The organism is Streptomyces sp. NPDC026417, from assembly GCF_055567695.1.
On the sequence record NZ_JBVHPY010000039.1, the window covers coordinates 1 to 23367 of the forward strand.

Genomic DNA, 23367 nt, shown 5'->3' on the forward strand with positions numbered 1-23367 from the left:
CGCGGTCATCGAGTCGTAGCCGATCTCACCGACCGCGACGACCTGGTCCTTGAGCAGATAGCGCGGCAGTTCGTCCAGGACCGGCAGGCAGCGGGGGTCGTTGGCCTCCTTCGGATTGAGGGCCAGCGTGCAGTGGTGGGCGATGTGGTACTGGGCGGCACGGAAGGGCTCCCAGCCGATCAGGGCGTCGAAGTAGTCGAAGAACGAGGCGGGCGAGGTACGGGGCTGGCCCAGCCAGAACGCCGGCTCCACCACCGCGCGGACACCCGCCGCGTGCATCGCCTCGTAGTCGTCGGTGGTCCGGGAGGTCATGTGGATGTGCGGGTCGAAGATACGCATGCCGGGTACTCCCATGTCGATGGTTCAGGTCAGGGCGAGCAGGACGTGCAGGTCGCCGGGGACGGGGCGGTGGGCGGCGGTGCGTTCGGCGGCGTAGGCGCGCAGCATCCGGTTCAGTTCGCCGTCCCCGCTCGCCCGGGCGGCCAGCCCCGCGACCGCCGCCAACGGCACGCCCGTGAACAGGCACTTGAGGACCGCGTGCCGCCAGGCGTGCGCGGGCAGGTGCTCGGCGGCGTAGGGGCCCAGGGCCGCGGCCAGCAGACGGGTGTCGTTGGTGCGCAGGGCGTCCTCCACCATTGCCACTCCGTGCACGGCCGGCACGTTCAGGCGGGGCAGGGCCAGCAGGACGGCACGGCGTTCGGCGGCGCTGCCCTGGCGGTACAGGCGCAGCACGGTGGCGGCGTCCGCGCGGGCGGCGGCCAGCAGCTCCACCCGGGCGGTGTCGGGCAGCGGGCAGGCGCGGCCCGCCTCGGCGAAACGCAGCTCCCAGGCAGGGGTGCGGGCGGCGGCCTCGGCGCGGGCCGTCACCCACCAGCTGAGCGCCTGCGTCCGGTCCTTGAGCGCCCGGTACAGCTCCGCCTCCCCGCCCGCGCCCGCGCCCGCGCCGGAGGCGGGGGCGGTGGCGGGGGCGGTGGGGTGAGGGGTGGTCATGGGCGTCCTCCGTTGCGCAGGAAGGTCAGGGACTGCGCGGCCAGTTCCGGGCCGGCGTGGGAGTGGCGGGGCAGCTCGACGACCGTCAGGCCCTGGTAGCCGCTGTCCTCGAGGGCGGCCAGGACCGGCGGGAAGTCGATCTCGCCGTGGCCGAAGGGCAGATGCTCGTGGCGGCCGCGGCGCATGTCCTCGATCTGCACGTGCCGCAGCCAGGGCGCCGCGGCCCGTACGCAGTCCGCGGGCGACTGCGGCTCCAGGCACTGGCAGTGGCCGATGTCCAGGGTCAGGCCCAGCAGCGGCGGCCCGCCCAGCAGGGCGCGCAGCCGGTGGAAGTCCTCAAGGGTGGCCAGCAGATGGCCGGGTTCGGGTTCCACCGCCAGCGGCATCCCGGCCGTCTCGGCGGCGGTGAGGACCGGTTCCAGGGCCTGGGCGAGCCGCTTGAACGCGGTGTCCGGGTCCGTTGCGGGCGGGCGGATGCCGCTGAAGCAGTGCACGGCGTGCGCACCGAGGTCGGCGGCGATGCCCACCGCCCGCACCAGCAGGTCGGTGCGGGCGCCGCGGGCGTCCTCGTCCGCGTCCAGCAGGCTGGGCCCGTGCTTGCGGCGCGGATCCAGCACGTAGCGGGCGCCGGTCTCCACGGTGACCGACAGGCCCAGTTCGGCCAGGCGGTGCGCGGTGCGCTGGGTGCGGGCGGCCAGGTGGGCGCCCAGCGGGTCCAGGTGCATGTGGTCCAGGGTCAGCCCCACCCCGTCGTAGCCGAGGTCGGCCAGCAGCGCCAGGGCGTCCTTCAGCCGCAGGTCGGTCAGTCCGTTGGTGCCGTATCCCAGGCGCAGGGCGCTCATGTGGTGGCCACCTTCCGCGCCAGGCGGGCCGCCCACGGCACGAACGCGGTGCTCGCCACGCCCGCTCCCAGGGCCCCGGCCCGGGCCATGAGTGCCCCCTGCAGCGCCATCGTGGCGCGGATCCCCGCACCGACCGCCCGCTGGGTGAGCACCGGCGAGGGATGCAGCGCGGCCAGCACCAGCGGCCGTGCGAAGGTCACCGCGTAGGCGGCCACCGTCGCGGCCCGCACCACCTGCGCGGGCTTCGCGGCGGGCGCGGTGCGTGCCGTCGCGGCGGGTGGGCGGGCCAGGGTGGCGGACAGCAGGCTCACCGCGGCCAGCGCGGTGAGGGGGGCGGTGGTGGAGCCGCCCTCGGCCTCGCGGCGGGAGACCAGGGTGACGGCGCCGGTGTGGCCGGCCAGCACGGCCGCCGGGGCGAGCGCCGGGCGGATCGGGCCGGTGGCGCAGGCCGCGCCCAGCAGCAGGTCCAGGCCGCGGGCGGCGGCCATCGCGGCCGGCCCGGCCGGGGTGTGCTTGAGCCGCAGGTCGTAGGCCCACACCGTGGCCGCCAGCGGCACGGCCGCCGTCAGCGCGCCGCGGCCCGCGGCGCGGGCCAGGAGCAGCCCGGCCGCCGTGAGTGTGCCGGCGGCGGCGAGCGCGGCGCCGGGACGGATACGGCCCGAGGGCAGCGGGCGGTGCGGGCGGGCCACCGCGTCCTCCTCCCGGTCGGCCCAGTCGTTCAGGGCCATGCCCGCCTCGTACAGGCACAGTGAGGAACCGATGGCCAGTGCGGTGCGCGCACCGGGCCGGGCGCCGGTGGCGGCGGTGCCGGCGAGGACGTCGCCGGGGACGGTGAACAGGGCGGGCAGGCGCAGGAGTTCGGCCCAGGCACGCAGCCGGGCGCCGCCCGTGGCAAGAGCCGCGGGCACCGCGGGCGGCCTGGGGGCGCTCGCGGGAGAGAGGGCGGCGGGTGGTGTCCGGGCGGGTGCGGGCCGGGTCAGGGCGGCGGCCCAGGCCGCGAGCCGTCCGGGCGCGCGGGCAGCCCGGGCGGTGGGGGCGGTGGGGGTGGCGGTCATCGGGGGGTTCCCAGCCGGGTGGCGAAGGCGAGCAGGTCGCTGTACTGCTGGGCCAGGGCGGAGTCGGCGCCGTCGGGGTCCTTGAAGTAGAAGCCGAGTTCGGGGCGCGGGCCGAACAGGCCCACCGCGTGGGCGCGGCTCATCAGCCGGGCCAGGTCCAGTACGAGCGGTGCGGCGAGCGCCGAGTCGCAGCCCTGCCAGATGGTCTGCAGCACCATGCGGGTGCCCAGGAACCCGTCGAACAGGACGTGGTCCCAGGCGGTCTTGAAGTCGCCCAGGGCGGGGACGTCGTCGATGTGGACCTGGCCTTCGGGCAGCGCGCCGAGGCTGTCGGCCAGCACCCGTTCCTTGCCGGCGTTCTTCGCGGCGGCGGCGGCCGGGTCGGCGAGGGATGCGCCGTCGCCGCCGCCCAGCAGATTGGTGCCCGACCAGGCCCGTACGTTCAGGGCCCGCTGGGCGAACATCGGGGCCAGCACGGCCCGCAGCAGGGTCTGGCCGGTCTTGCCGTCGCGGCCGGCGTGGGGCAGGTGGGAGGCGGCGGCCAGGGCGGTGAGCCGGGGGTGGTGCATGCCGGTGGAGGGGGTGAAGTTGACGTAGCCGCAGCCCGCGCGCAGGGCGGCCGCCGCGTACAGGGAGCTGGCCGGCCACTGCTCGTCGGCGGGGGCGGGTTCGGTGGAGGCGACGTTGATGACGACGGTGCGCACGGCGCCGGTGGCGTGGGTGAAGTCGCTGATGTCGGCGGCGAAGGCGTCGATGAGGTGCTCGGGGCTGCGGTCGTCGCCGGGCAGCGGGCCGCCGGTGCGGATACGGGCGTCGGCGGCGGTCAGTTCGCTGTTGACGGCGGCGGGCAGCCAGTGCGGCAGGACTCCCTGGGCGGCGAGGTGTTCGGCCCGTTTGGGCAGGGCGGTGGACGCCGTGTCGTGGCCACCGAAGACGAGGTCGGACAGTGCGGGCAGGCCGGCGCCGGCGAAGGCGGGCTGCTGGGTGACCAGGCCGGTGGGCGGCTGCAGGCCGGCCGACAGGGCCGCGCAGCCGGCGACGGCGGTGGTGGCGACCGAGCCGCGGGCCCCGATCAGCCACACGCCGACGGGGGCCGGCGTGGCGGGGGTGGTGGGGTGTTCGGACACGGGCAGCCTCCATGAAACGTCGTCCAGCGCGAGCCGATGCCCGGCCAGGATGCCGATCCGGCCGCCGCCGCAGCGGCCCGCTCCGGCAGGGCTCGAGCCGTCGGCGAGCCGGTGTCCATCGGAGGCCCACCCACCGCTCAACCCCCGCCCCGCGGCCGGGGGTTGAGCGGTGTGAGGCGGGGCCGCTGCCCAGGGGTGAGGGCTGGTGGCACTCCCCCGGCGCCGGCCGGGGGTGTGTTGCGGGGCGGGCATGCCGACGGCCCCGCCGGTCGGGGGAGGCCGGCGAGGCCGTGGTCGAAGGGGCGTGCCCGTGCACGCGGTGAGCGTCCCCGCGAGGGGGGGAGGGTGGTTCAGGGGCGCACGCGGACCAGCTGGCCCTCGGTGCCGGTGGTGTTGTTGGTGACGTAGATCTGTCCGGACGGTCCCAGGGCCAGACCGGTGGGCGCGTGGAGCTGGTCGCCGGTGGGGATCTCGGTGACGGCGCCGGTGCGGGTGTTGATCCGCGACAGCACGCCCGGCTGGATGGGCGGCGCGAAGGTGCCCTTGGTGTAGGACAGGGCGATCAGGTTGCCGGAGGAGTCGACGGCCAGGTCGACCAGGCTGGACAGGCCGGTGGCCAGGACCTCGGGCTGGTGGCCGGGGGCGGCCTTCCAGATGCGGGCGGCGCCGGGGACGGTGCCGCTCATGTCCGAGCCGTACAGGGTGCCGTCGGGGGCCCTGACCAGGCCGGTGGGCACGGCGTCGACCTTGCCGCGCACGGCGGTGTCGTTGCTGGGCACGACGAACGCGGTGGTGGTGGTGCCGTCGGAGGCGGCGTGCACCACGCTGTTGCCGCCGGCGTCGGTGATCAGGTAGTCCGAGCCGTAGCGGACCATGTTCCACGGGTTGGCGTTGAGGCCGCCGCCGTCGGGGTTGGCGGTCGTCTCGTGGTCGGTGAGGTCGGCCAGGACCTTGCCGTCACGGGTGCGGACCAAAGTGCCCAGCTTCTTGGCGTTGTCGCCCAGGGAGGCCCGCAGCTGGTTGCTGCCGTCGCTGCCGAAGCTGTTGAGGACGTCGTAGCCGCCGCCGGGGTCGGTCAGGACCTGGTTGGGGCCGGCCGCGACGGTGCGCGGGCCGGAGGGGCCCACCGCCATGGACGGCAGCCCGGTGACCACCCGCGCCTGATAGCTGCCCTTGACCTTGTAGACGGAGCCGGTCAGCCCTGCGCACACCTGGCCCGCCGCACAGGTGGCCAGGCCCTCGCCGGCCTCGGCGACCAGCAGGGTGCCGTCGGAGAGGGCGGTGATGTCGCGGGGGTTGTGCAGCCCGGAGGCCAGGACCTCCACACTCGCCTCGGCGCTCGTGCCGGCCTGGGCCGGCACCGCCGCCAGCGGCGTGAGGGCCGCGGTGGCCGCCCCCACCGCCACGAGCGTCTTCTTCCAGGAGCTTGGCGAATTCGGCATCCTTCTCCTCCGTTGCAACGCAATCCCCCGCTCAATTCGGGAGCCAGTTGTGAAAGCTGCGCCACCATAGACGAGAAAAAGGGGGCGTGTACGACTGTGTGTTTCCCGCAGTTGAACACCCGAATTCGGTTTGTTTTTCAAGGGTCGAGTGGGCCTCCAGAAGCCCTCCAGGGTGCGGCGAGAGGGGTGCCTATCGTGTAAGGAACGGGTCCCTTCCGGCGGTTGGGACACCATTCACGCGCTATTGCCATGGAGGAATCGCATGCCCGAATTGCCGCCCCCGTCCGTCGTGCGGGCCGTGGAAGAACAGCGGGCCGATCTGCAGAGGCAGGCCCGGGAGTTGGCTCCGCCGCCGTTCGCGCTGCTGGAGCTGGTCATGGGCTCCATGGTCACGCAGGCGCTGTATGTGGCCGCCGAGCTGCGGATCGCCGAGACGCTGCACGAGGGCCCGCTGGCGCCCGCCGAGATCGCCGAACGGGTCGGCGGGCACGAGGAGTCGGTTGCCCGGGTGCTGCGGCTGCTGGCCAGCCAGGGCGTGTTCGAGGGCCGCGGCGACGGCACGTTCGCGCTGACGCCGATGGCCGATGCGCTGCGTGCGGAGCACCCCATGTCGATGCGGGACATCGCGGTGCTGATGGGCCACCCCGTGCACTGGGAGGACTGGGGGCACTTCCTGGACGCGGTGGTCACCGGGGAGCCCAGCCTGCCCAAGCTGCGCGGCATGGGCGCCTTCGAATACCTGGAGCACAACCCCGAGTACGGGAAGGTGTTCATCAGCGGCATGGGCTCGATGTCGAACACCGAGACCGTTCCGGTGGTCGCCGCCTACGACTTCGCGCAGTTCGAGACGGTGGTGGACTTCTGCGGCGGGCAGGGCGCGCTGCTGGCGGGCATCCTCAACAGCACGCCGGGCACCCGCGGCATCCTGGCCGACCCGCGGGTGGCGGGCAACGGGGCGGCGGATTTCCTGGCCGCTCAGGGTGTCGCCGAGCGGTGCACCACCGATGACGGTGGGCTGTTCGACCCGGTCGTCGCCGGCGGCGACGCCTACGTCCTCAAGCACATCGTGCACGACTGGCCCGAGGAGCAGGCGCTGCAGATCCTGCGCAACGTGCGGGCGGCGATCAAGCCGGGCGGCAAGCTGCTGCTGGTGGAGATGGTGATCCCCGAGGAGGGCGACGCCCCGCACTCGGGCAAGCTCGTCGACCTGTGGCTGATGCTGCTGGTGGGCGGCAAGGAGCGCACTCCCTCCCAGTACGGCGACCTGCTGGCGCGTGCCGGGTTCAAGCTGGAGCGCGTGGTGGAGACGGCCGCCGCGGTCTCCCTCGTCGAAGCCGTCCCGGTCTGACCCCCGCTCCCCTTTTAGTGCCTCTCCCCCGGGCCCGGGGGGGGGGGGGGGGGGGGGGGGGGGGGGGGGGGGGGGGGGGGGGGGGGAACGGGCAAACCCGGGGATTGTTTTCCCCTTTCCGTTGTCTCCTTCTCCCTCCTTCTCTTTTTGTTTCCCCTCCTCTCTTTGTGCGTCCACCCCCCCCCCCCCCCCCCCCCCCCCCCTCGCCCCCGGCGCACGCCCGCCCGCCCACCGGGCTTTGCACTCCCCCGTGTATCCGTCCTCCTACGCCTGCAGGTTCAGGCCCCGTGCTGGGCGCCTGCTCCGGGGCCTGCTCGCATGGGTTCGGCGAGCGGCATGCGCAACGGGAGCCGGCGCGGGCAGCGGGTGCGGCCGCCGATGCCGCCGATGCCGCCGATGCCGCCGGCCGGGCTTATCGGGACGCGGTGACCGGTGCGTTGCCGAGCTCGACGATGTCACCGCCGATGTCGGCCATCAGGCGCAACTGGCCGTCCACAGCGGCAAGGTAGCGCTGGATGGTGGGCAGCTCCAGTTGCTGGATCGGCGTCCGTTCGATCCGGGAGACGTTCGATTGCTGGATCCCCATGAGGTCCGCCACCTGGACTTGTGTCAGGCCCTGGGCTCGGCGCAGCTCAGCGAGGGTCATGACCGGTCCCGCTGTCGCCGTAGCGGGTGAAGGCGCTGGTGTCGATTCGCCACGGGCCGACCTCGACGGCCTTGCCGAACGGGTACTGCCGATGCGCGGCATAGCTGGGGCCTTCGGGAGCGGTGTAGGGCTCGGAGTAGGCGTGGACTGTCCCGTTCCGGGGATCGACGATCAGATAGTGCCCGATGCCCATGGCCGGGTAGTCGCGGAGCTTTCCCTCGTAGTCGTTCTCCGGGTTGGCCCGCGAGACGACCTCGCAGACCAGGAGAACGTCACTCGGGCGTGCCGGTTCGTCCCGCTCGAGGAGGTCTTCGTGGAAAACCATCAGGTCCGGGACTCGCCGGACACCGATGGATGCATCCTCCAGGTCGGTGTCGCCGTCGGCGAGGTAGCCCGGATTGGTGTGTGGGAGCTGAGCCTCGAGCTGGGTCCGCAAGGACCGTACAAGGCCCAGATGCCGACCGACGGGACTTATCATCATGACGATCTGGTCGCCGGTGATTTCCAGCTTCCAGGGCTCACTGCCAGACGCGGCGAGCAGCTGGTCAGCGTAGTCCCGCATCCGCCGATAGTCCATCTAAGGACTATATCACCGAAGGACTGTCACCGGAGGCGGGCGTGAGCGGTGAGGCCGCGCCGACCTGCGGCCTCACCGCTCAGTGCGGCCCCCTGGGCCCCGCCGCATTCACCCTGGGCTCCCCCTGCTCTCGTGCCCGTTCCCGACCGCCGCCGACGAAACCCGATTGCGAAAACTCAGCCCTTTGCCCGGGCACCGCTCGGCGCTGTTAGTCCCAGCCGGTGAGGCGCCGGATGCCGGCGTTTCGGGACCTGATGCTCCGGCCCGATGTCGCTGTGCTTCCCGGTGCGCCGGGCGTGGGTGCGCCGGTGCGGGGGGTGTGGGTGGGCCGGTGTGGGGCGGCGGTGTGTGGGGCGTGGGGGTGGGTGGGGAGCGTGTGTGGCCCCGGCCCGTTGCTGGGGGCCGGGGCCGGGGCGGTGCACCGGGGGCGGGGGTCAGTCGGCGGGGCCGAACCAGCGCTCGAGGGCGGGGGTGAGGTGCGGGGCGCCGGGGGTGGTGGCGGTCCAGGCGACGTAGCCGTCGGGGCGTACCAGGACGGCGGTGGTGTCGGCGAGGGGGTCGGGGTGGGGGCCGTCGGCGGGTTTGGCCAGGACGGTGGCGACGTCGACGCGGCCCTGCCAGCCGGCTGCCTGGTGGCGCAGGGCGGCGTCGTCGGCGAGGTCGAGGAGGACGCCGTGTCCGGTGTGCAGGAGGTCGGCGATGCGTTGTTCGCCGTCGGCGCCGGCCAGCACGCGGGGCGGCATCCGTCGTCCCAGCAGGGGGTGGTCGGCTGCGCCGGTGTCCGCGTCGAGGTCGTAGTGGATGTCCAGGTGGCTGACGGCGCCTGCGAGGTGGCGTTTGACGTCGTCGTACTGCAGGAGTTCGGTGAGCAGTTCGCGCAGGGGTTCGGAGGGTTCGCCGCCGAGGAAGACGGTGCCCTGGGCGCGGGTGTTGGCCAGCAGCCGGCGGCCGACGGGGTGGCGTTCGGCGTGGTAGGTGTCCAGCAGCGGCCGGGGGGCGTCGCCGCGGACGACGGCGGCCAGTTTCCAGCCGAGGTTGACCGCGTCCTGGACGCCGGTGCTCAGGCCCTGGCCGCCGGCGGGCAGGTGGATGTGGGCGGCGTCGCCGGCCACCAGGACCCTCCCGCGCCGGTACTGGGTGGTCTGGCGGGTGGCGTCGGTGAAGGAGCTGACCCATTTGGCGCTGCCGTGGCTGATGTCCTCGCCGGTGATCTGCTGCCAGGCGTCGGCGACTTCGGCGAAGTCGACTTCGGCGTCGCGGTCGCTGGCGGGGGTGCCGTGCGGGCAGGCGATGATGCGGTCCACGCCGTCGCCCAGCGGGCCGACCATCACCATGCCGCCGGGCAGCCGCTCGCCGAGGTAGCGGGGGCGCAGACCGCAGTCGACGACGTCGGCGACGTACATCTTGCGGGTGGCGGGGGTGCCGGGGAAGGCGAAGCCGGCGGCCTTGCGGATGCGGCTGCGGGAGCCGTCGCAGCCGATGAGGTAGGAGGCGCGCAGCCGGGTGGGGCCCTGGGGGGTGTCGAGGGTGATCTCGACGTGGTCGCCGTCGAGGTGGCCTTGGTTCAGGGAGGTGAATTCCCAGCCGCGGCGGATGTCCGCGCCGAGTTCGCCCGCCCACTGCTCCAGGACTTCCTCGGTGCGCCACTGCAGGACGCCGCGGGCGCCGAAGTGGCCGTCCGGCAGGACGGTGTAGTCGAACTGGATGCCGCCGAAGTGGCCCACCGGCATGGTGTCGAGCTGGCCCCAGCGGGGCAGCAGTCCGCGCTGGTCGAAGACTTCCATGGTGCGGGCGGTGAAGCCCAGGCCGCGGGACTGCATGGTGGGCCGGGCGAGTTTTTCGGTGACGATGACGCGGGCGCCGCCCAGGCGCAGTTCCCCGGCGAGCATCAGCCCGGTGGGGCCGGCGCCGACGATGATGACGTCGGTGTCCACCGCTGTGTCGGTCCCTTGCATGGTTGTTCCTTCCTCAAGGCGTCGAAAGCAACTTCTGGCGGTCGCGGTGGTGGGGGGCGGGGTGCCGGGCGTTGCGGCCGTGCGCGCCGGCCGGGGGGGGCACGTCAGCGGGGCGGGCCGAACCAGGTGGCCAGGGCCCGGTGCAGGCCGTCGCCCCGGCCGTCGCCGGCGTGGGCGACGTGGCCGTCGGGGCGGATGAGCCAGGTGGTGTGGGCGTCGAGGGGGCCCGGGCGGGTGGGGCGGGCGGTGACGGGGTGGACGGCGCCGGTGTAGCCGGCCGGCAGCAGGCCGGGTGCGGGGTTGTCGCGCAGGTCGAGCAGGAGTCCGCCGGTGTGCTCGCGCAGCAGGGCGGTGGTCGTGGTGGTGGGGTGTGTGTGCAGGTTCAGTTCGGTCTCGGGCAGGCGCCGTCCCTGCAGCGGGTGCCCCTGGTCCCCGGCATCGCCGCCGGTGGGGTCGGGGTAGTGCACGTCGAGGCCGCTGATCATGCCGGCGAGGTGGGTGCGTACCTCATCGAGGGTGATGAGTTCGCCGAGCACGGCGCGCAGGGGTTCCACGCCTGGGTCGCCGAGCAGCATCAGGGCCTGGGCGCGGATGTTGGCCAGGGTGCGGGCGCCGGCGGTGTGGCGTTCGCGGTGGTAGGTGTCCAGGAGGGTGTCGGGGGCGGTGCCGCGGGCGACCGCGGCGAGTTTCCAGCCGAGGTTGAAGGCGTCCTGCAGGCCGAGGTTGAGGGCCTGGCCGCCGATGGGCATCTGCTGGTGGGCGGCGTCCCCGGCGAACAGGATCCGGCCGTGGCGGTAGTGGGTGAGCTGGCGGCAGGCGTCGTTGAAGGAGTTCACCCACAGGGGTGTGCCGTGGCTGATGTCCTCGCCGGTGACCTGTTTCCACACCTGGGTGATCTCGGTGAAGCGGGCGTCTTCGGTGCGGGGGCGGGCGGGGGCGCCGAAGGCGTGTGCCATGACCCGGGTCACGCCGTCGCCGCGGCGGGCGGCGATGGCCAGGCCGCCGTCGAGTCGCTCGAAGCGCCGGTTGGGGATGCGGATGTCCGCGACGTCGGCGCGCAGCAGTTCCCGGGTGGCGTCCTGGCCGGGGAAGGCGGCGCCGGTGAGGTGGCGCACGGTGCTGTCCTGGCCGTCGCAGGCCACCAGGTAGTCGGCGCTGAGGTGGAGTTCGCCGGTGCGGCCGGCGGCGGTCGCGGTGACGTGGTGGCCGTGGTCGGTCAGGGCGGTCAGTTCGTGGCCGCAGCGGATGTCGGCGCCCAGGGCCAGCGCCCATTCCTCCAGGACGGCTTCGGTGCGGGTCTGGGGGACTTTGTACTGGCCGGGGTGGGGTGCGGGCAGGGTGAGGTCGAGGGGGATGCCGCCGAAGTGGCCGCGCGGTTCGCGGGGTGCGTCGCCCAGGTCGGCGAGGAGGCCGCGGCTGTCGAGGATCTCCATGGTGCGGGCGTGCAGGGTGGAGGCCCTGGAGGCGGTGCTGGGGCTGCGGCGTTTTTCCAGGACCAGGACGCCGGCGCCGGCGCGGGCCAGTTCCCCGGCCAGGAGCAGGCCGACCGGGCCGGCGCCCACGACGATGACGTCGGCCCGGGCGTGTGGGGTGTTCATGGTCAGGCCCGCAGGGCTTCGGCGTAGGCCTTGGTGTGGGCCAGGGTGGCGCAGCTGTTGGTGGACAGTGCGGTGTGGACGTAGGCGCGGGCGTCGGCGACGGTGGCGTCCGGGCCGAGGATGGCGGCGATGTTGGCGGTGTTGAGGGTGACGGTGTGCTGGGAGGAGGCGGTGGTGCCGGTTTCGGTCTCGGTGAAGGTCCATTCGCCGGTGTGCAGGGTCATCAGGGCGGGCAGGGTGACCTGCTTGTAGGCGATCTTGTGGTGGGGGAAGACGACCCGGTAGGACTTGGTGGTGTGCACCGAGCCGTCCTTGGCGCGGGTGTCCATCTCCAGTTGCTGCAGGCCGGGGGTGTCCTCGGTGAGGCGGACGACGGCGACGTGCGGGAGGCGTTCGGCCCACAGGTTCGCCTCGTTGACGAAGTCGAAGGCGTCCTTGGCGCTGCCGGCGAGGGTGACGGTGTCGGTGAAGGAGAAGGTGAGGTCGTCGGTGTCGGCGGTGTGGACCCGTTCGACGTTGGTCTTGAGGGCGGCCAGTTCGGCGGTGCTGTTCTTGTCCACCGCCTGCTCGATCCACGCGAGGTCGCGGGGGTTGTCGTCGATGGCCCGGTAGTCGTGCAGCAGCCGGACGCGGCTGGCCGTGTCGCCGAGCGGCTCGATGATCCAGGTGCCGCCCATGGCGGCGACCGGCGGGGCGGGGATCTCCTGGCGGAAGGTGATGCGCAGGGCGTCGGCGTCCAGGGTGCGGGCCGAGGTCCAGTCCTTGGCCTCGCCGTTGGCGGTCGCCCAGATGCGGATGCGTTCGGTGTCGCCGGTGGCCTCGATGCGGTCGACGTGGATCGTCGGGGGGAAGATCCGCGGCCAGTTGGTCACGTCCGCGAGCAGCCGGTAGACCGCGGCGGCCGGGGCGTCGATGGTGATCTCGTGCTCGACCTCACGCGTCGTCATGACGACCTCTCTCCTCAAGTTCCATACGAACAGCGGGTGATGGGGGGTGCCGGGGGGCGGTGGGTGGTGGGTGTCGGCCGGGGGGGTTAGAAGTTGCCCAGGCCGCCGCAGACGTTGAGGGCCTGGGCGGTGATGGAGGCGGCGGTGTCGGAGGCCAGGTAGCCGACGAGTCCGGCGACCTCCTCGGGGGTGGAGTAGCGGCCGAGGGGGATCTTGGCCTGGAACTTGTGCAGGATGGCGTCCTCGGAGGTGTCGTAGGCCGCGGCGTAGCCCTGGCGCACGCGCTGGGCCATCGGGGTCTCCACGTAGCCGGGGCACACGGCGTTGACGGTGATGCCGGTGGGGGCGAGTTCGTTGCCCAGGGCCTTGGTGAAGCCGACGACGCCGTGTTTGGAGGCGGAGTAGGGGGCGCCCAGGACGACGCCCTGCTTGCCGGCGGTGGAGGCGATGTTGATGATCCGGCCGCGGTTCTTGTGGCGCAGGCCGCCGGTGTTGAGGGCGGCGTGGGTCACCCGGAAGACGCTGTTGAGGTTGGTGTCGATGACGTCGTCCCACAGCTCTTCGGCGATGTCGGCGGTCACGCCGCCGCCGGAGCGGCCGGCGTTGTTGACGACGACGTCGACGGGGCCGAAGCGGTCCACGGCGGCCTGCACCCAGGCGGTGACGGAGGCGGTGTCGGTCACGTCCAGGACGGCGCCGTCGACGGTGAGGCCCTCGTCGGTGAGTTCCTTGACGGTGGCGGCGATGTTGTCGGCGTTGCGTGCGCCGATGAACACCTGGTGGCCGGCGGCGGCCAGCAGGCGTGCGCTGGCCAGGCCGATGCCGCTGGTGGCGCCGGTGACCAGGGCCACCCGCGGCGCGCTGCCGCCGTCGGTCTCGGCGGCGGTGGGGGTGGGGGTGGTGGTGGCAGTCATGGTGGGTGGTGTCCTTTCAGGCGGCCGTGACGGGCGCGAGCTGGGAGTTGACGACGTCGATGAAGGCGCGCGGGGTGTGGGCCTCGCCGACGGCGTCCTCGTCCAGGGCGATGTCGTACTCGCGCTCGATGAGGCTGCCGGTCTCCAGCAGGGCCAGCGATTCGTAGCCCAGGACCTCGAACTCGGTGTCGAGGATGTCGCTGTCCAGGTCGACGCCCTCGGCGACGCCCGCGGCCTCCACGAGGGTGCGCTTGAGGTCGTCGAGGGTGAACACCTTGGTGGCCATGGTGGGAATCCTTTTCGTCGAAGAAGGAGGAGGAGGTACGGAACGTCACAGGTCGCGGGTGCGGGGGAGGTCAGTCGGTGGCGCGGACCACCAGGGCGGAGTTGAAGCCGCCGCTGCCGCGGGCCAGGACCAGCGCGGTGCGCACGCTCGCCGGGCGGGGCTGGCCCAGGACCAGGTCCAGGGGGTAGTCGCGGCACGGTTCGACGTGCACGGTGGGCGGGATGACGCCGTCGCGGAGGGTGAACAGGGCGGCCGCCACGTCCAGCGGGCCGCCGCCGGAGTACAGCCGGCCGGTCATCGTCTTGGGGACGGTGACGGGTACCGCGCGGTCGCCGAAGACGGCGCTGATGGCGTCGGCCTCGCTGCGGTCGGCGGCGGCGTCGCCGGCGCCGTCGGCGAAGACGACGTCGATGTCGGCGGGGGCCAGGCGGGCGTCGGCCAGGGCGGTGCGGATGGCCGCGGCGAGGCCCGGCGGGCGCCCGGAGCCGGGGCGGGGGTCCATCGTGGCGCCGTATCCGGCGATCTCGCCGTAGCTGCGGGCGCCGCGGGCGCGGGCGGCGTCGGCGTCCTCGGTGATCAGGATCGCGCCGCCCTCGCCGGGCACGTAGCCGCGGGCGTCGCGGTCGAAGGGCAGGTAGGCGCGGGCGGGTTCGTCGCTGGTGGACAGCTTTCCCGTGGACAGCTGCGCCACCCAGCCCCACGGGCACAGGGAGGCGTCCACCGCGCCGGAGACGATCAGGGGGGTGCCCTTGCGGATCTGGCGGCGGGCCTGGGCCAGTGCGTCCAGGCCGCCGGCGCCCTCGCTGACGACGACGCCGGCGGGGCCCTTCATGCCGTTGCGGATGGAGATCTGTCCGCTGTTGACGGCGTAGAACCAGGCGAAGGACTGGTAGGCGGACACGAACTGGCTGCCGCGGCTCCACAGGTTCTGCAGCTCGCCCTGGCCGAACTCGAAGCCGCCGGCGGCGGAGGCGGTGATGACGCCCATGTCGAAGGCGTCCAGCTCGCCCGGGACCACCCCGGCGTCCGCCAGCGCCCAGTCGGTGGCCACCAGTGCCAGCCGGGTGACCCGGTCGGTCTGCGGCAGCAGCCGGCTGGGCAGGTGCTCGGCGTCGTTGAAGCCGGGCACCTCCCCGGCCAGGCGGGCGGGGTAGGGGCCGGGGTCGAAGCGGGTGATGCGGCCGATGCCGTTCTTGCCGCTGAGCGTGGCCGGCCACCAGTGGGCGGCGCCCAGCCCGTTGGGGGCGGCCACACCCACCCCGGTGATCACCACCTGGCTGCTCATACAAGGCTCCTTTCGGGGCTGGCCAGCACCATCGCGCTCTGGAAGCCGCCGAATCCGCTGCCGACGGTCAGCACGGCGTCGACGAGCTGGTCGCGGGCGACGAGCGGCACGTAGTCCAGGTCGCACTCGGGGTCGGGGGTGGTCAGATTCGCGGTCGGCGGGACGACGTCGTACTCCATCGCCAGCGCGGACGCGGCGATCTCGATGGAGCCGATCGCGCCCAGGGAGTGCCCCACCATCGACTTGATGGAGCTGACCGGGGTGCGGTAGGCGTGCTCGCCCAGGCTCCGCTTGAACGCGGCGGTCTCGTGCCGGTCGTTCTGCTTGGTGCCCGAGCCGTGCGCGTTGATGTAGTCGATGGCCTCGGGGTTCAGGCGGGCCTCGTCCAGGGCCAGGTCGATCGCCTGGGACATCTCCGCACCGTCCGGGCGCAGTCCGGTCATGTGGTAGGCGTTGGAGCGGGTGGCGTAGCCGGCGATCTCGGCGTAGATGTGCGCGCCGCGCTTCTTGGCCGCCTGCAGTTCCTCCAGCACGAAGAAGGCGGTGCCCTCGCCCAGCACGAAGCCGTTGCGGGTGCCGTCGAAGGGCCGCGAGGCCCGTTCGGGTTCGTCGTGGCGGGGGGTGGTGGCCTTGATGGCGTCGAAGCAGGCCATGGTGATCGGGGAGATGGGTGCGTCGGAGGAGCCGGCGATGACGACGTCGGCGGAGCCCTCGCGCAGCAGGTCGGCGGCGTAGCCGACGGAGTCGATGCCGGAGGTGCAGCCGGTGGAGACGACCGTGCTGGGGCCCTCGGCGCCCACCGCCCAGGCGACCTCGGTGGCGAACGAGCTGGGCACCATGTGCTGGTAGAGGTGCGGGGGCGCGTAGGTGTGGTCGACCAGGTTCAGGCGGCCGCCGTCGGAGACGACGCGGTACTCCTCGTCCAGGCCCATGGTGGCGCCGACCGCGCTGCCCACGGTGACCGCGACGCGGTGGGGGTCCAGGGCGCCGAGGTCCAGGCCGCTGTCGCCCAGCGCGGCCCGGGAGGCGACCACCGCGAACTGGGCGGCCCGGTCCAGGCGGCGTACCTGCTGCGGGCTCAGACCGTGTGCGTAGGGGTCGAAGTCGGCTTCGGCGGCCACCCGGGAACGGAAGGGGGCGGGGTCGAAGAAGGTGATGCCGCGGGTGGCGGTGCGGCCCTCGCTGAGCAGGTTCCAGAACTGCTCGCGGCCCACCCCGCCCGGGGCGATCACCTCGATGCCGGTGATGACCACGCGTCGCCTGCTCACGCGGACGCCTCCCAGTGATAGAAGCGGGCGGCCATCGCATCGGCCGGCGAGCGCCAGGTCGCGGGATCGTAGGCCTCGATGAACGGCTTGAGGTCCTGGCTGATGCCCACGAACCGCTCATCGCTCTTGGCGGCCTCGATCAGCTCGCCGCCGTTGTCCTCGTCGAAGTCCTGCAGATGGAAGTACAGGCCCCGGTAGGAGAACAGCTGGCGGCGCCGCGTTCCCATGCGCTGGGGCATGTCCGTCGCGTCGAAAGCGGAGAACAGCTGCGCCACGTCCTGGCTCGAAGCGGCTGCCATCCGGGCGACAATCAGCGTGCTGTGCATAGGGTTTAGCTCCTCAAGCGGTTGCGTGGGCAGGGTGCGGGCCAAGCAGGCCGGGGCCCCCTCTCCTGATCTGCTGGGGCCCGCGAGAAAAGCAGGGGGCCGGCGGCCCGGCGGGGCACCACATGAGGCCCCCCTTGGCCTCGACGGTGCGGCCCGCCGATCGCGCCGGACACGGGCCCTGCCGGAGTCCCACCGGAGCGCCACCCCGAGCCTGTACGGGACGCGGGGGCCGGACGCATCCCGGTGGTGCGGGACGCGGGGGCCGGACGCATTCCGGTGGTGCGGGAGGTGGGGCGGTGCGGGGTGCGGGACGCCCGGCCCCCTGCGCGTGCGAGGGGGCCGGGCGTGTGCCGGCAGCACCGGGGGCCGTACGCCATCGCACCGTGCGGCGTGTGCCGCCGGGCGCGGGATACGGAGGCGGGTGGGGTTATTCGCCGGCCGCGCGGGTGAGGACGACCTGGTAGGTGTTGATGTCGTGGGAGGTGGTCACGGCCTGCGCCCGGGCGTGGGCCTTCTGCCGGGCCACGGGCCACTGCTCGGGGTCCTGGTCGCGGTGGGCCTCGTAGGCGTCCTTGCTGTCCCACTGGGCGTAGGTGACGACGAAGGAGCCCTCCAGGCCGCGGGCGCGCAGGCCCCGCAGGACCACCTGGGAGCGGAAGCCCGGCACGCCGGGCAGGTCGGTGCGGCTCTCGCCGAGCGCGTCGATGAGCTCGTCCTGGTTGCCCTGCTCGACTCCGTGCACGGCGATGACGGTGTAGTCGCCGCGGCCGGGGCCGATCTCGATGTTCCCGTTCAGGGCGGGCGCGGTCCGGGTGTGGGCGACCTCGTTCTGCAGCAGCCGGATCGAGGTGGTGATCTCACCGAAGACGGGCAGCGTGCGGTGCTTGAACTCCTCGCCCGCGTACCGCTTTTCCAGGTCCTCGCCGCTGCGCCACTGGATGAAGTTGGCGGTGCCGGGCGAGTCGACGCCGGCGTGGACGGTGCTGGACTGCCAGCCCTCGTAGGTCGCCGCGTTGACGATCTTCGTCATCTCCCGGATCAGGCTGTCCTGCTTGTCGGGGGCGTCGGTGGTGAACAGGTTGAGCACGGTGAGGTGCTTGTCCTGGGCGGAGATGGTGGGCATGAGAAATGTCCTTCGCTCGGCTTCAAACGGAAACGAGGGGGCCGCGGGCGGCAGTTGCGCCGCACCCGGCCGGCAAGGGTCAGCAGAACCAAAGAGAGAGGGGCGAGAGGGGGGTGAGGGGGGCGGCAGGGCGGTGGCGGCGTGAGGGCCGCCGGCCCCGGGGCCCCCGGGGCGGGAGGGGGGTTGTTCAGCGGGCGGGTCCGAGCCAGCGCTCAAGCGCCTGCTGCAGCGGCTCACCGGCGGCGCCGAAGGCCCAGGCGACGTAGCCGTCGGGGCGCACCAGCAGGGCGTCGGCGCCGAAGGTGTCCTGCACGGCTTCGGCGGCCACCACCCGCAGGCGATCGGACCAGCCGGCCGCCTCCTGGCCCAGGTTCGCGCCGAAGTCGATCAGGACGGCACGTCCGGGGTGCAGGAGCGCGAAGGTGGAGGTCTTCTCGCCGTCCACGACCAGGTCGGCCTGCGGCAGGCGCCGGCCCAGCAGCGGGTGCTCGCCCGCTCCGACGTCGTGGACGATGTCCAGGCCGGTGACCATGCCGACCAGGTGGCGGCGGACCGCCTCGTGGGATTCGACGAGTTCGGTCAGGACCTGCCGCATCGGGGTGATCTCGTCGCCGCCCAGGTAGAGGATGCGCTGGGCGAGGGTGTTGGTCAGGATGCGGGCGGCCACCGGGTGCCGCTCGCTGTGGTAGGTGTCCAGCAGGCCCTCGGGTGCCTGGCCGTTGATGTCCAGGGCCAGCTTCCAGCCCAGGTTGACGGCGTCCTGGATGCCCGCGCTCATGCCCTGCGCGCCGATGGGCAGGTGGATGTGCGCGGCGTCCCCGGCCAAAAAGACGCGGCCGCGCCGGTAGTCGGTGGCCTGGCGGGAGACGTCGGTGGTGGAGGACACCCACAGCGGTGTGGCGGCGTGGATGTCCTCGCCCGACAGCCGCGCGAAGCCCTCGGCGACCTCCTCGAAGGTGATCGGGCCGGGCTGGGTGCGCAGCGGCTGCTCGCGGTCGAAGTAGATGATGCGGGAGCGGTCCGGGCCGATCGGGATGACCATGACCATGCCGCCGGGGACCCGCTCCCCGCTGAAGCGGGGACGCAGCGCCACGCCCGCGACGTCGGCGAAACGCAGCTCCACGGTCGGCTCGGTGCCGGGGAAGTCGATCCCGGCGAGCTTGCGGACCACGCTGCGGGCGCCGTCGCAGCCCACCACGTGCCGCGCCCGCAACTGCACCGGCCCCTCGGCCGTCTCGGCGCTCACCGTGACCGAGGAGGCGTCCTGGTCGAGGCCGGTGACGGTGACACCGCGGCGCACCTGCGCGCCCAGCTCGCCGGCCCAGCCGGTGAGGATGCCCTCGGTGCGGGCCTGGGGGATACCACGCGCCCCGTAGGAGCCGCCGTCGATGACCTGGTAGTCCAGCGGCACCCCGCCGAAATGACCGAACGGGATGACGCCGACCTCACCGAAACGGGCCAGGAGATCCCGCTGCGCGAATTCTTCGATCGTTCGTGCCGAAAATCCCAGAGCCCGCGATTCCCGTATCGGCTCGACAAGTTTGTCAAGCACGATCACCGAGACTCCATTGAGCCTCAATTCGCCCGCGAGCATCAGTCCGGTGGGACCGGCCCCCACCACAATGACGTCTGCATCAAAGGAGTTCATCTGCCCTCTTCCCACTGGTGTCCGGCCAGTATTGCCAGGGCGCGACGGGGCCGTAAATAGGGTTTGTTACAGGCCTTCGACAAGCAACGACAAATACCCGACCGCTATGTCAGATCTTTGACAAGTGGGCTTGCTAGGGCGGGTGTTGGGGGCGGCATTCTCACAGGCATGACCTTCACTGAAATCATTGCGGAAACCGATCCGGACGACCCCGCGAACGCCTCCGCCCCCGGCACGGACGGCGCCGGCACGGACGGTGGTGGTGCCGGTACGGCCGGCGGGGCCGGTGCCGGTACGGCCGGTGCGGTGGGTGCGGTGGTGGACCGGGCCGAGGTCGCGGGCCTGCTGGAGCGCTATCTGCTGTCGCTGGACGACGACGGCATCGAACTCGACGAGGGGTGGGCGGCGGCGCTGTTCACCACCGACGCCGTCGTCGCCTTCCCGATGAGCCGGCACGAGGGCCGGGCGGGCCTGGCCGCCTACCACCGCGACGCGCTGGCCGCGTTCGCCACCACCCAGCACCTGGGCTCCCCCGGCGCCGTCGAGGTGGACGGCGATCAGGCACGGCTGCGCGCCAACCTGATGTCCACCCACGTCCACCACGCCCACCACGCCCGGCCCCAGGGAAACCTGCCGCCGCTGTTCACCACCGGCACCTTCGTCGAGGGCACCGCACGGCGCACCGCCCACGGCTGGCGGCTGAGCCTGCTGTCCTTCCGCGTGCTGTGGGCCGACGGCGCCCCGCCCCCGCCCACCACCTGACCCCCCCCCGCCCTCCCGGGCCGGCCCCCACTCCCCCGCTCCCCCCGGCCTGTCCCACTCCCCCGGCTCCCCGCGACCGGCCCCCCTTCACCCGGGCCGGCGGCCTTCGCTCCCCGGGGCCGGGCCTGAACAGCGCGCACCCGCAACCCTGTTGGGGGGGGTGCGCGGTGGCGACGGGGCGGGGCCGGGGCACGTGAAGGCGCAGCGAGCCGGTCCGGGCCCTGCGGTGGTGAACCGTGGCCCCGGGGGGCGTGCGTCGGGTCGGCCGGTCGGGCCGTGCCCGGTGCATCGTGGCGTACGGCGGGAACCGGGTTCACGGGCTTCGATGAGGTGCTCCGCGGCGAGTGCCCTCAGGTGCGCCGGCACCTCGGCGTGCAGCAGCGCTCCCACGTACGGAGTACGCAAAAAAAAGGGGGCCTGCGGCGCCGACCGGATCGGGGAGTCGTCGGCACGGGACGCGTGCGGCGTGCCGGCGCCTGCGGGCGGCGGCAGTTGCGCGGATCTCCTGGTGCACAAACCTCCGCGGCCCTACGCGCGACCGTTCCTCGGATGCGCCCGCGGTCGTCCGGCCTCCCCGTGGCCGGGGTTCGGACAGCACCGATTTTTTCGTGCCGCGCTGCGTCGATTCCGCCGACCAGGTGATGGGCCGTGGCGGTGGCCGATCGGCATGGCGGCCGGGCCCGCGGGGGGGGCGGGCGTACGCCTCGGACTGGACGTCGACCTTTTGGGGACCGGCTCGTGTTCCCTCACGTGCAGCACCGTGGTGCGTACGGGGGTCCGCGTCCGCAGCCGCCTGCTTGCGGTGCCTCTTTCGCGGTGCCCGGGCGCCCGGCTCTTCCTCGACTGTGCGCGCTGCGGTCCCACGCCCGAATTCCCACGTGCTGCACTCCCGCCGCGGACCCGGCGCCCGCCACCAGCATCTGGCCGGCCGGCACCTCGCAGGCTTCGCTCGGTCGCGGTGCCGGCGGGCACGCCTAGGTGTTGAGGCTGAGGATCCGTTCGACCTCGATCTCGATGACGACCCGGCCGGGCGGGCTGGGCGGCGCGGACCAGTAGCGGCGGGCGTAGCGCTTGACGCCCTCGGCGATCCGGGCGGGGTCCTCGACGACCGTGCCGGTGCCTTCCAGGGAGACCCAGGTGAAGTCCTGCACCTGGCACAGCGCCACCCGGCTGCCCGGTGCCGCCAGCAGGTTGCGGGCCTTGCGGGAGGAGATGACGGTCAGTACCCGGGCCAGGCCGCAGGGCGCGTCGTAGGTGAAACGCACCGGCGCCACGTGCAGGCTCCCGTCCGGCCGCAGGGTCGTGAACGCGGCGACATGCGGGGTGCCGGTCAAGAACGCCTCGGTGGAGGCGGACACCACCGGCCGCAGGGGACGCTGCTTCGACTCCGACATCGTGAGTGAGTCCTTCTGCTTCGGCGACAAAGGATCAGGGGGCGAGGAAGACCGGCACCCGCACCGGCAGCCGGCGCGCCGGGCGTGCACGGCCCCGGCAGGCCGGGATGGGGTCGAGGGCGCGCGCGGGGAGGTCAACAGGGCGGGCGGGAAGAGGCGTTGCGGTGACCGGCACCCGGCGACGGGCACGGAAATGAGGTTGGAGGTGGGGTTGGGGGTGTGTTCCGGGGGCGGAGACGGGCGGCGGCGAGCACGGCCAGGACCGCCAGGACGGTAGCGCAGCCCGCCGCGCAGGCCACAACCCCACCGGCCGCACGGCCCGCACCCCCCGGCAGCACCCCCAACGCCCTCCACACCAAGGGCAGTTGGGTCAGGGCGGTGCAGGCGCCCAGGCAGATGAACGCCAGCACGGCCTCGGCAAGGGCCGCCGGCGCCTGGGCCACAGGCCGGACCGGATCACCATCGGGGCACGCCACAGATCTCCACTCCTTCACCGGTGCCGCACCGGCCCGGCGGAACACACGCAACGCAACCCGGCCCGGGCACCACCGGCAGCCTGCCACCGGCCACTTGAGCGCCACCGGAGCAGCGGACGCCCGGCGCCCGGACCCACCACACCCACTCGGGCAGAGGGTCCCGGCACCCAGCCCCCCCACACACACAGACGCCCTCCCGACGGGCGGCTGCCTGGCAGCAGGAGGCTGCCCTCGACGCGACGCACGCCACCCGGAACGGGACGGCCGGCCCGGTCAGGCACCGGCAGAGCTGCCGCGCTGTGCAGGCGCCGCCCGGCCGGCCACCCGGTCTGCCGGGCCCGGCCCGCAGCACCAGCCGCACGCCCCCCCCGGCCGGGGGGGCGTGTCCAGGCTGCGCCCGGTCCTCGCTCCTCAAGCCCGCCCCGTACAGCGGTCTGCAGCACTTCAGCCGCAGACGGCTGCAGGCGCGGACGGCTGCAGGCGCAGACGGCTGCAGGCGCGGACGGCTGCAGGCGCAGCGGGAGTTGAGACGGCGGCGGCCGGACCCGACCAGGACAGCCGGGCCTCTGGATGACCGGGATGGCCTGGATGGCCGGGCCGGGGTGCCGCGATGACCAGGATGGCCGGGATGGCCGGGCCGGGGTGAGGTGACCGGGATGGCCGGGGTGGGGTGACCAGGATGGCCGGGGTGGGGTGGCCGGGGTGACCGGGTGGGGTGAGCGGGATGGCCGGGGTGGGTGGCGGGCGCCGCCTGCGGCCCGGCGGACGGCGTGCTCCTTCCCGTGGCCGCTCCCCCGGGCTGCGTGCAGCGGCCGTACCGGCGCCAGACCCGGCGTGGGCGCGTCGCGGCGGGCACCGTCGCCGTCTTCGGCGACCAGGGCGCTGCCAGAGCGCGCCGGGCGGCGTAAGCGCCGGACAAGAGGTGCGGCCGCCCGGATGCCGGGGCATCGTGTCGGCCGCACCGGGCGTCGCAGCCGGGGCTGCCGGACACCGTGGCGCCGCTACCGGCCGTCGGTGCCGGCCGCCGGTCCCGGCGGCCGGTCCCGGGCGTCACGACCGGGGAGGCGGACCCGTGGCGCCGGTGCCGGCCGCTGTACAGGGGCGTCGCAGCCCGGGGTGGCGGACTGTGGCCGGCGGGGGTGCCCGGGCGAGGTGGTGGTGTGCCGCCGTGGGGGGGCTGGGCAGGGGGTGGGCCGGCGGCCGGGGTGGGTCAGTCGATGCCGCGGATGATGGTGAAGTCGGCTTCGTCGTCGTCGGTGCCGGGCAGCCGCAGCGGGGGCGCGGCGCCGACCGGCACCATCCCGAACACGGCCATCTCGATCTCCCGGAACTCCTCGTCGATGTCGTGCACGGGCGCC

The 23367-nt window shown here is 73.5% G+C and carries 21 protein-coding genes and 1 pseudogene; 2 read left to right on the forward strand and 20 right to left on the reverse strand.

From position 1 onward, the window contains the following. The 6 genes and pseudogenes from ACZ4NT_RS36040 to ACZ4NT_RS36065 all read right to left on the reverse strand — a co-directional run. Positions 1-339: pseudogene (locus tag ACZ4NT_RS36040) on the reverse strand (TatD family hydrolase); the annotation flags it as partial. 24 nt (positions 340-363) lie between these two features. Beyond that, positions 364-990: an EboA domain-containing protein gene (locus ACZ4NT_RS36045; RefSeq protein ID WP_467729480.1), complete on the reverse strand. Its 627-nt coding sequence runs from the start codon at positions 988-990 to the stop codon at positions 364-366. Continuing rightward, positions 987-1832 carry a sugar phosphate isomerase/epimerase family protein gene (locus ACZ4NT_RS36050; RefSeq protein ID WP_121407645.1) on the reverse strand — a complete coding sequence of 282 codons (846 nt, stop codon included), beginning with the start codon at positions 1830-1832 and terminating at the stop codon, positions 987-989. The genes ACZ4NT_RS36045 and ACZ4NT_RS36050 overlap by 4 nt, the downstream gene beginning before the upstream one ends. After that, on the reverse strand, positions 1829-2887 hold the full coding sequence (locus tag ACZ4NT_RS36055; RefSeq protein ID WP_467729483.1) for an SCO3242 family prenyltransferase: 1059 nt from the start codon (positions 2885-2887) through the stop codon (positions 1829-1831). The genes ACZ4NT_RS36050 and ACZ4NT_RS36055 overlap by 4 nt, the downstream gene beginning before the upstream one ends. Further along, positions 2884-4014 carry an inositol-3-phosphate synthase gene (locus ACZ4NT_RS36060; protein WP_467729485.1) on the reverse strand — a complete coding sequence of 377 codons (1131 nt, stop codon included), beginning with the start codon at positions 4012-4014 and terminating at the stop codon, positions 2884-2886. Before ACZ4NT_RS36060 ends, ACZ4NT_RS36055 begins: the two co-directional genes overlap by 4 nt. 350 nt (positions 4015-4364) lie before the next feature. Then, entirely contained in the window at positions 4365-5456 is a 1092-nt protein-coding gene (locus tag ACZ4NT_RS36065; RefSeq protein WP_183117130.1) for a ScyD/ScyE family protein, read from the reverse strand. 262 nt (positions 5457-5718) lie between these two features. Between ACZ4NT_RS36065 and ACZ4NT_RS36070 the strand changes: the two genes are divergently transcribed. After that, positions 5719-6804, forward strand: coding sequence for a methyltransferase (locus tag ACZ4NT_RS36070; RefSeq protein WP_467729487.1), 1086 nt, complete (start codon positions 5719-5721; stop codon positions 6802-6804). A gap of 412 nt (positions 6805-7216) precedes the next feature. Here ACZ4NT_RS36070 and ACZ4NT_RS36075 read toward each other — a convergent pair whose 3' ends face one another. The 12 genes from ACZ4NT_RS36075 to ACZ4NT_RS36130 form a co-directional block, all read right to left on the reverse strand. Beyond that, entirely contained in the window at positions 7217-7552 is a 336-nt protein-coding gene (locus ACZ4NT_RS36075; RefSeq protein WP_467729489.1) for a helix-turn-helix domain-containing protein, read from the reverse strand. Continuing rightward, positions 7437-8027, reverse strand: coding sequence for a Uma2 family endonuclease (locus tag ACZ4NT_RS36080; RefSeq protein WP_467729491.1), 591 nt, complete (start codon positions 8025-8027; stop codon positions 7437-7439). Before ACZ4NT_RS36080 ends, ACZ4NT_RS36075 begins: the two co-directional genes overlap by 116 nt. 434 nt (positions 8028-8461) lie before the next feature. Beyond that, positions 8462-9982 (reverse strand): FAD-dependent monooxygenase, encoded by a 1521-nt coding sequence (locus ACZ4NT_RS36085; protein ID WP_467729493.1) that lies wholly within the window; start codon positions 9980-9982, stop codon positions 8462-8464. Between the two features lie 104 nt (positions 9983-10086). After that, positions 10087-11580 carry an FAD-dependent oxidoreductase gene (locus tag ACZ4NT_RS36090; protein ID WP_467729495.1) on the reverse strand — a complete coding sequence of 498 codons (1494 nt, stop codon included), beginning with the start codon at positions 11578-11580 and terminating at the stop codon, positions 10087-10089. 2 nt (positions 11581-11582) lie between these two features. After that, positions 11583-12527 (reverse strand): aromatase/cyclase, encoded by a 945-nt coding sequence (locus tag ACZ4NT_RS36095; RefSeq protein WP_121407653.1) that lies wholly within the window; start codon positions 12525-12527, stop codon positions 11583-11585. Positions 12528-12613: 86 nt separating this feature from the next. Further along, entirely contained in the window at positions 12614-13441 is an 828-nt protein-coding gene (gene fabG, locus ACZ4NT_RS36100; RefSeq protein WP_121407654.1) for a 3-oxoacyl-ACP reductase FabG, read from the reverse strand. Between the two features lie 16 nt (positions 13442-13457). After that, positions 13458-13727 (reverse strand): acyl carrier protein, encoded by a 270-nt coding sequence (locus ACZ4NT_RS36105; RefSeq protein WP_121407655.1) that lies wholly within the window; start codon positions 13725-13727, stop codon positions 13458-13460. Between the two features lie 70 nt (positions 13728-13797). Continuing rightward, on the reverse strand, positions 13798-15012 hold the full coding sequence (locus ACZ4NT_RS36110) for a ketosynthase chain-length factor (protein WP_121407656.1): 1215 nt from the start codon (positions 15010-15012) through the stop codon (positions 13798-13800). Beyond that, positions 15009-16280 (reverse strand): beta-ketoacyl-[acyl-carrier-protein] synthase family protein, encoded by a 1272-nt coding sequence (locus tag ACZ4NT_RS36115; RefSeq protein ID WP_121407657.1) that lies wholly within the window; start codon positions 16278-16280, stop codon positions 15009-15011. Before ACZ4NT_RS36115 ends, ACZ4NT_RS36110 begins: the two co-directional genes overlap by 4 nt. Beyond that, on the reverse strand, positions 16277-16606 hold the full coding sequence (locus ACZ4NT_RS36120) for a TcmI family type II polyketide cyclase (protein ID WP_121407658.1): 330 nt from the start codon (positions 16604-16606) through the stop codon (positions 16277-16279). The genes ACZ4NT_RS36115 and ACZ4NT_RS36120 overlap by 4 nt, the downstream gene beginning before the upstream one ends. A gap of 427 nt (positions 16607-17033) precedes the next feature. Next, a complete protein-coding gene (locus ACZ4NT_RS36125; RefSeq protein ID WP_121407659.1) occupies positions 17034-17729 on the reverse strand; it encodes an antibiotic biosynthesis monooxygenase family protein in 696 nt (231 codons plus the stop codon). 187 nt (positions 17730-17916) lie between these two features. Beyond that, positions 17917-19377: an FAD-dependent monooxygenase gene (locus ACZ4NT_RS36130; RefSeq protein WP_121407660.1), complete on the reverse strand. Its 1461-nt coding sequence runs from the start codon at positions 19375-19377 to the stop codon at positions 17917-17919. Between the two features lie 168 nt (positions 19378-19545). Here ACZ4NT_RS36130 and ACZ4NT_RS36135 point away from each other — a divergent pair, with 168 nt between their 5' ends. Continuing rightward, a complete protein-coding gene (locus ACZ4NT_RS36135) occupies positions 19546-20139 on the forward strand; it encodes a nuclear transport factor 2 family protein (RefSeq protein ID WP_467729500.1) in 594 nt (197 codons plus the stop codon). 974 nt (positions 20140-21113) lie between these two features. Here ACZ4NT_RS36135 and ACZ4NT_RS36140 read toward each other — a convergent pair. Together ACZ4NT_RS36140 and ACZ4NT_RS36145 are read right to left on the reverse strand one after the other, a co-directional pair. After that, on the reverse strand, positions 21114-21533 hold the full coding sequence (locus tag ACZ4NT_RS36140) for a pyridoxamine 5'-phosphate oxidase family protein (RefSeq protein WP_121407662.1): 420 nt from the start codon (positions 21531-21533) through the stop codon (positions 21114-21116). Between the two features lie 1686 nt (positions 21534-23219). Next, the gene (locus tag ACZ4NT_RS36145; protein WP_183117131.1) at positions 23220-23360 is read right to left on the reverse strand and encodes a hypothetical protein; all 141 of its coding nucleotides are present in this window, start codon (positions 23358-23360) and stop codon (positions 23220-23222) included. Between the last annotated feature and the right edge of the window lie 7 nt (positions 23361-23367).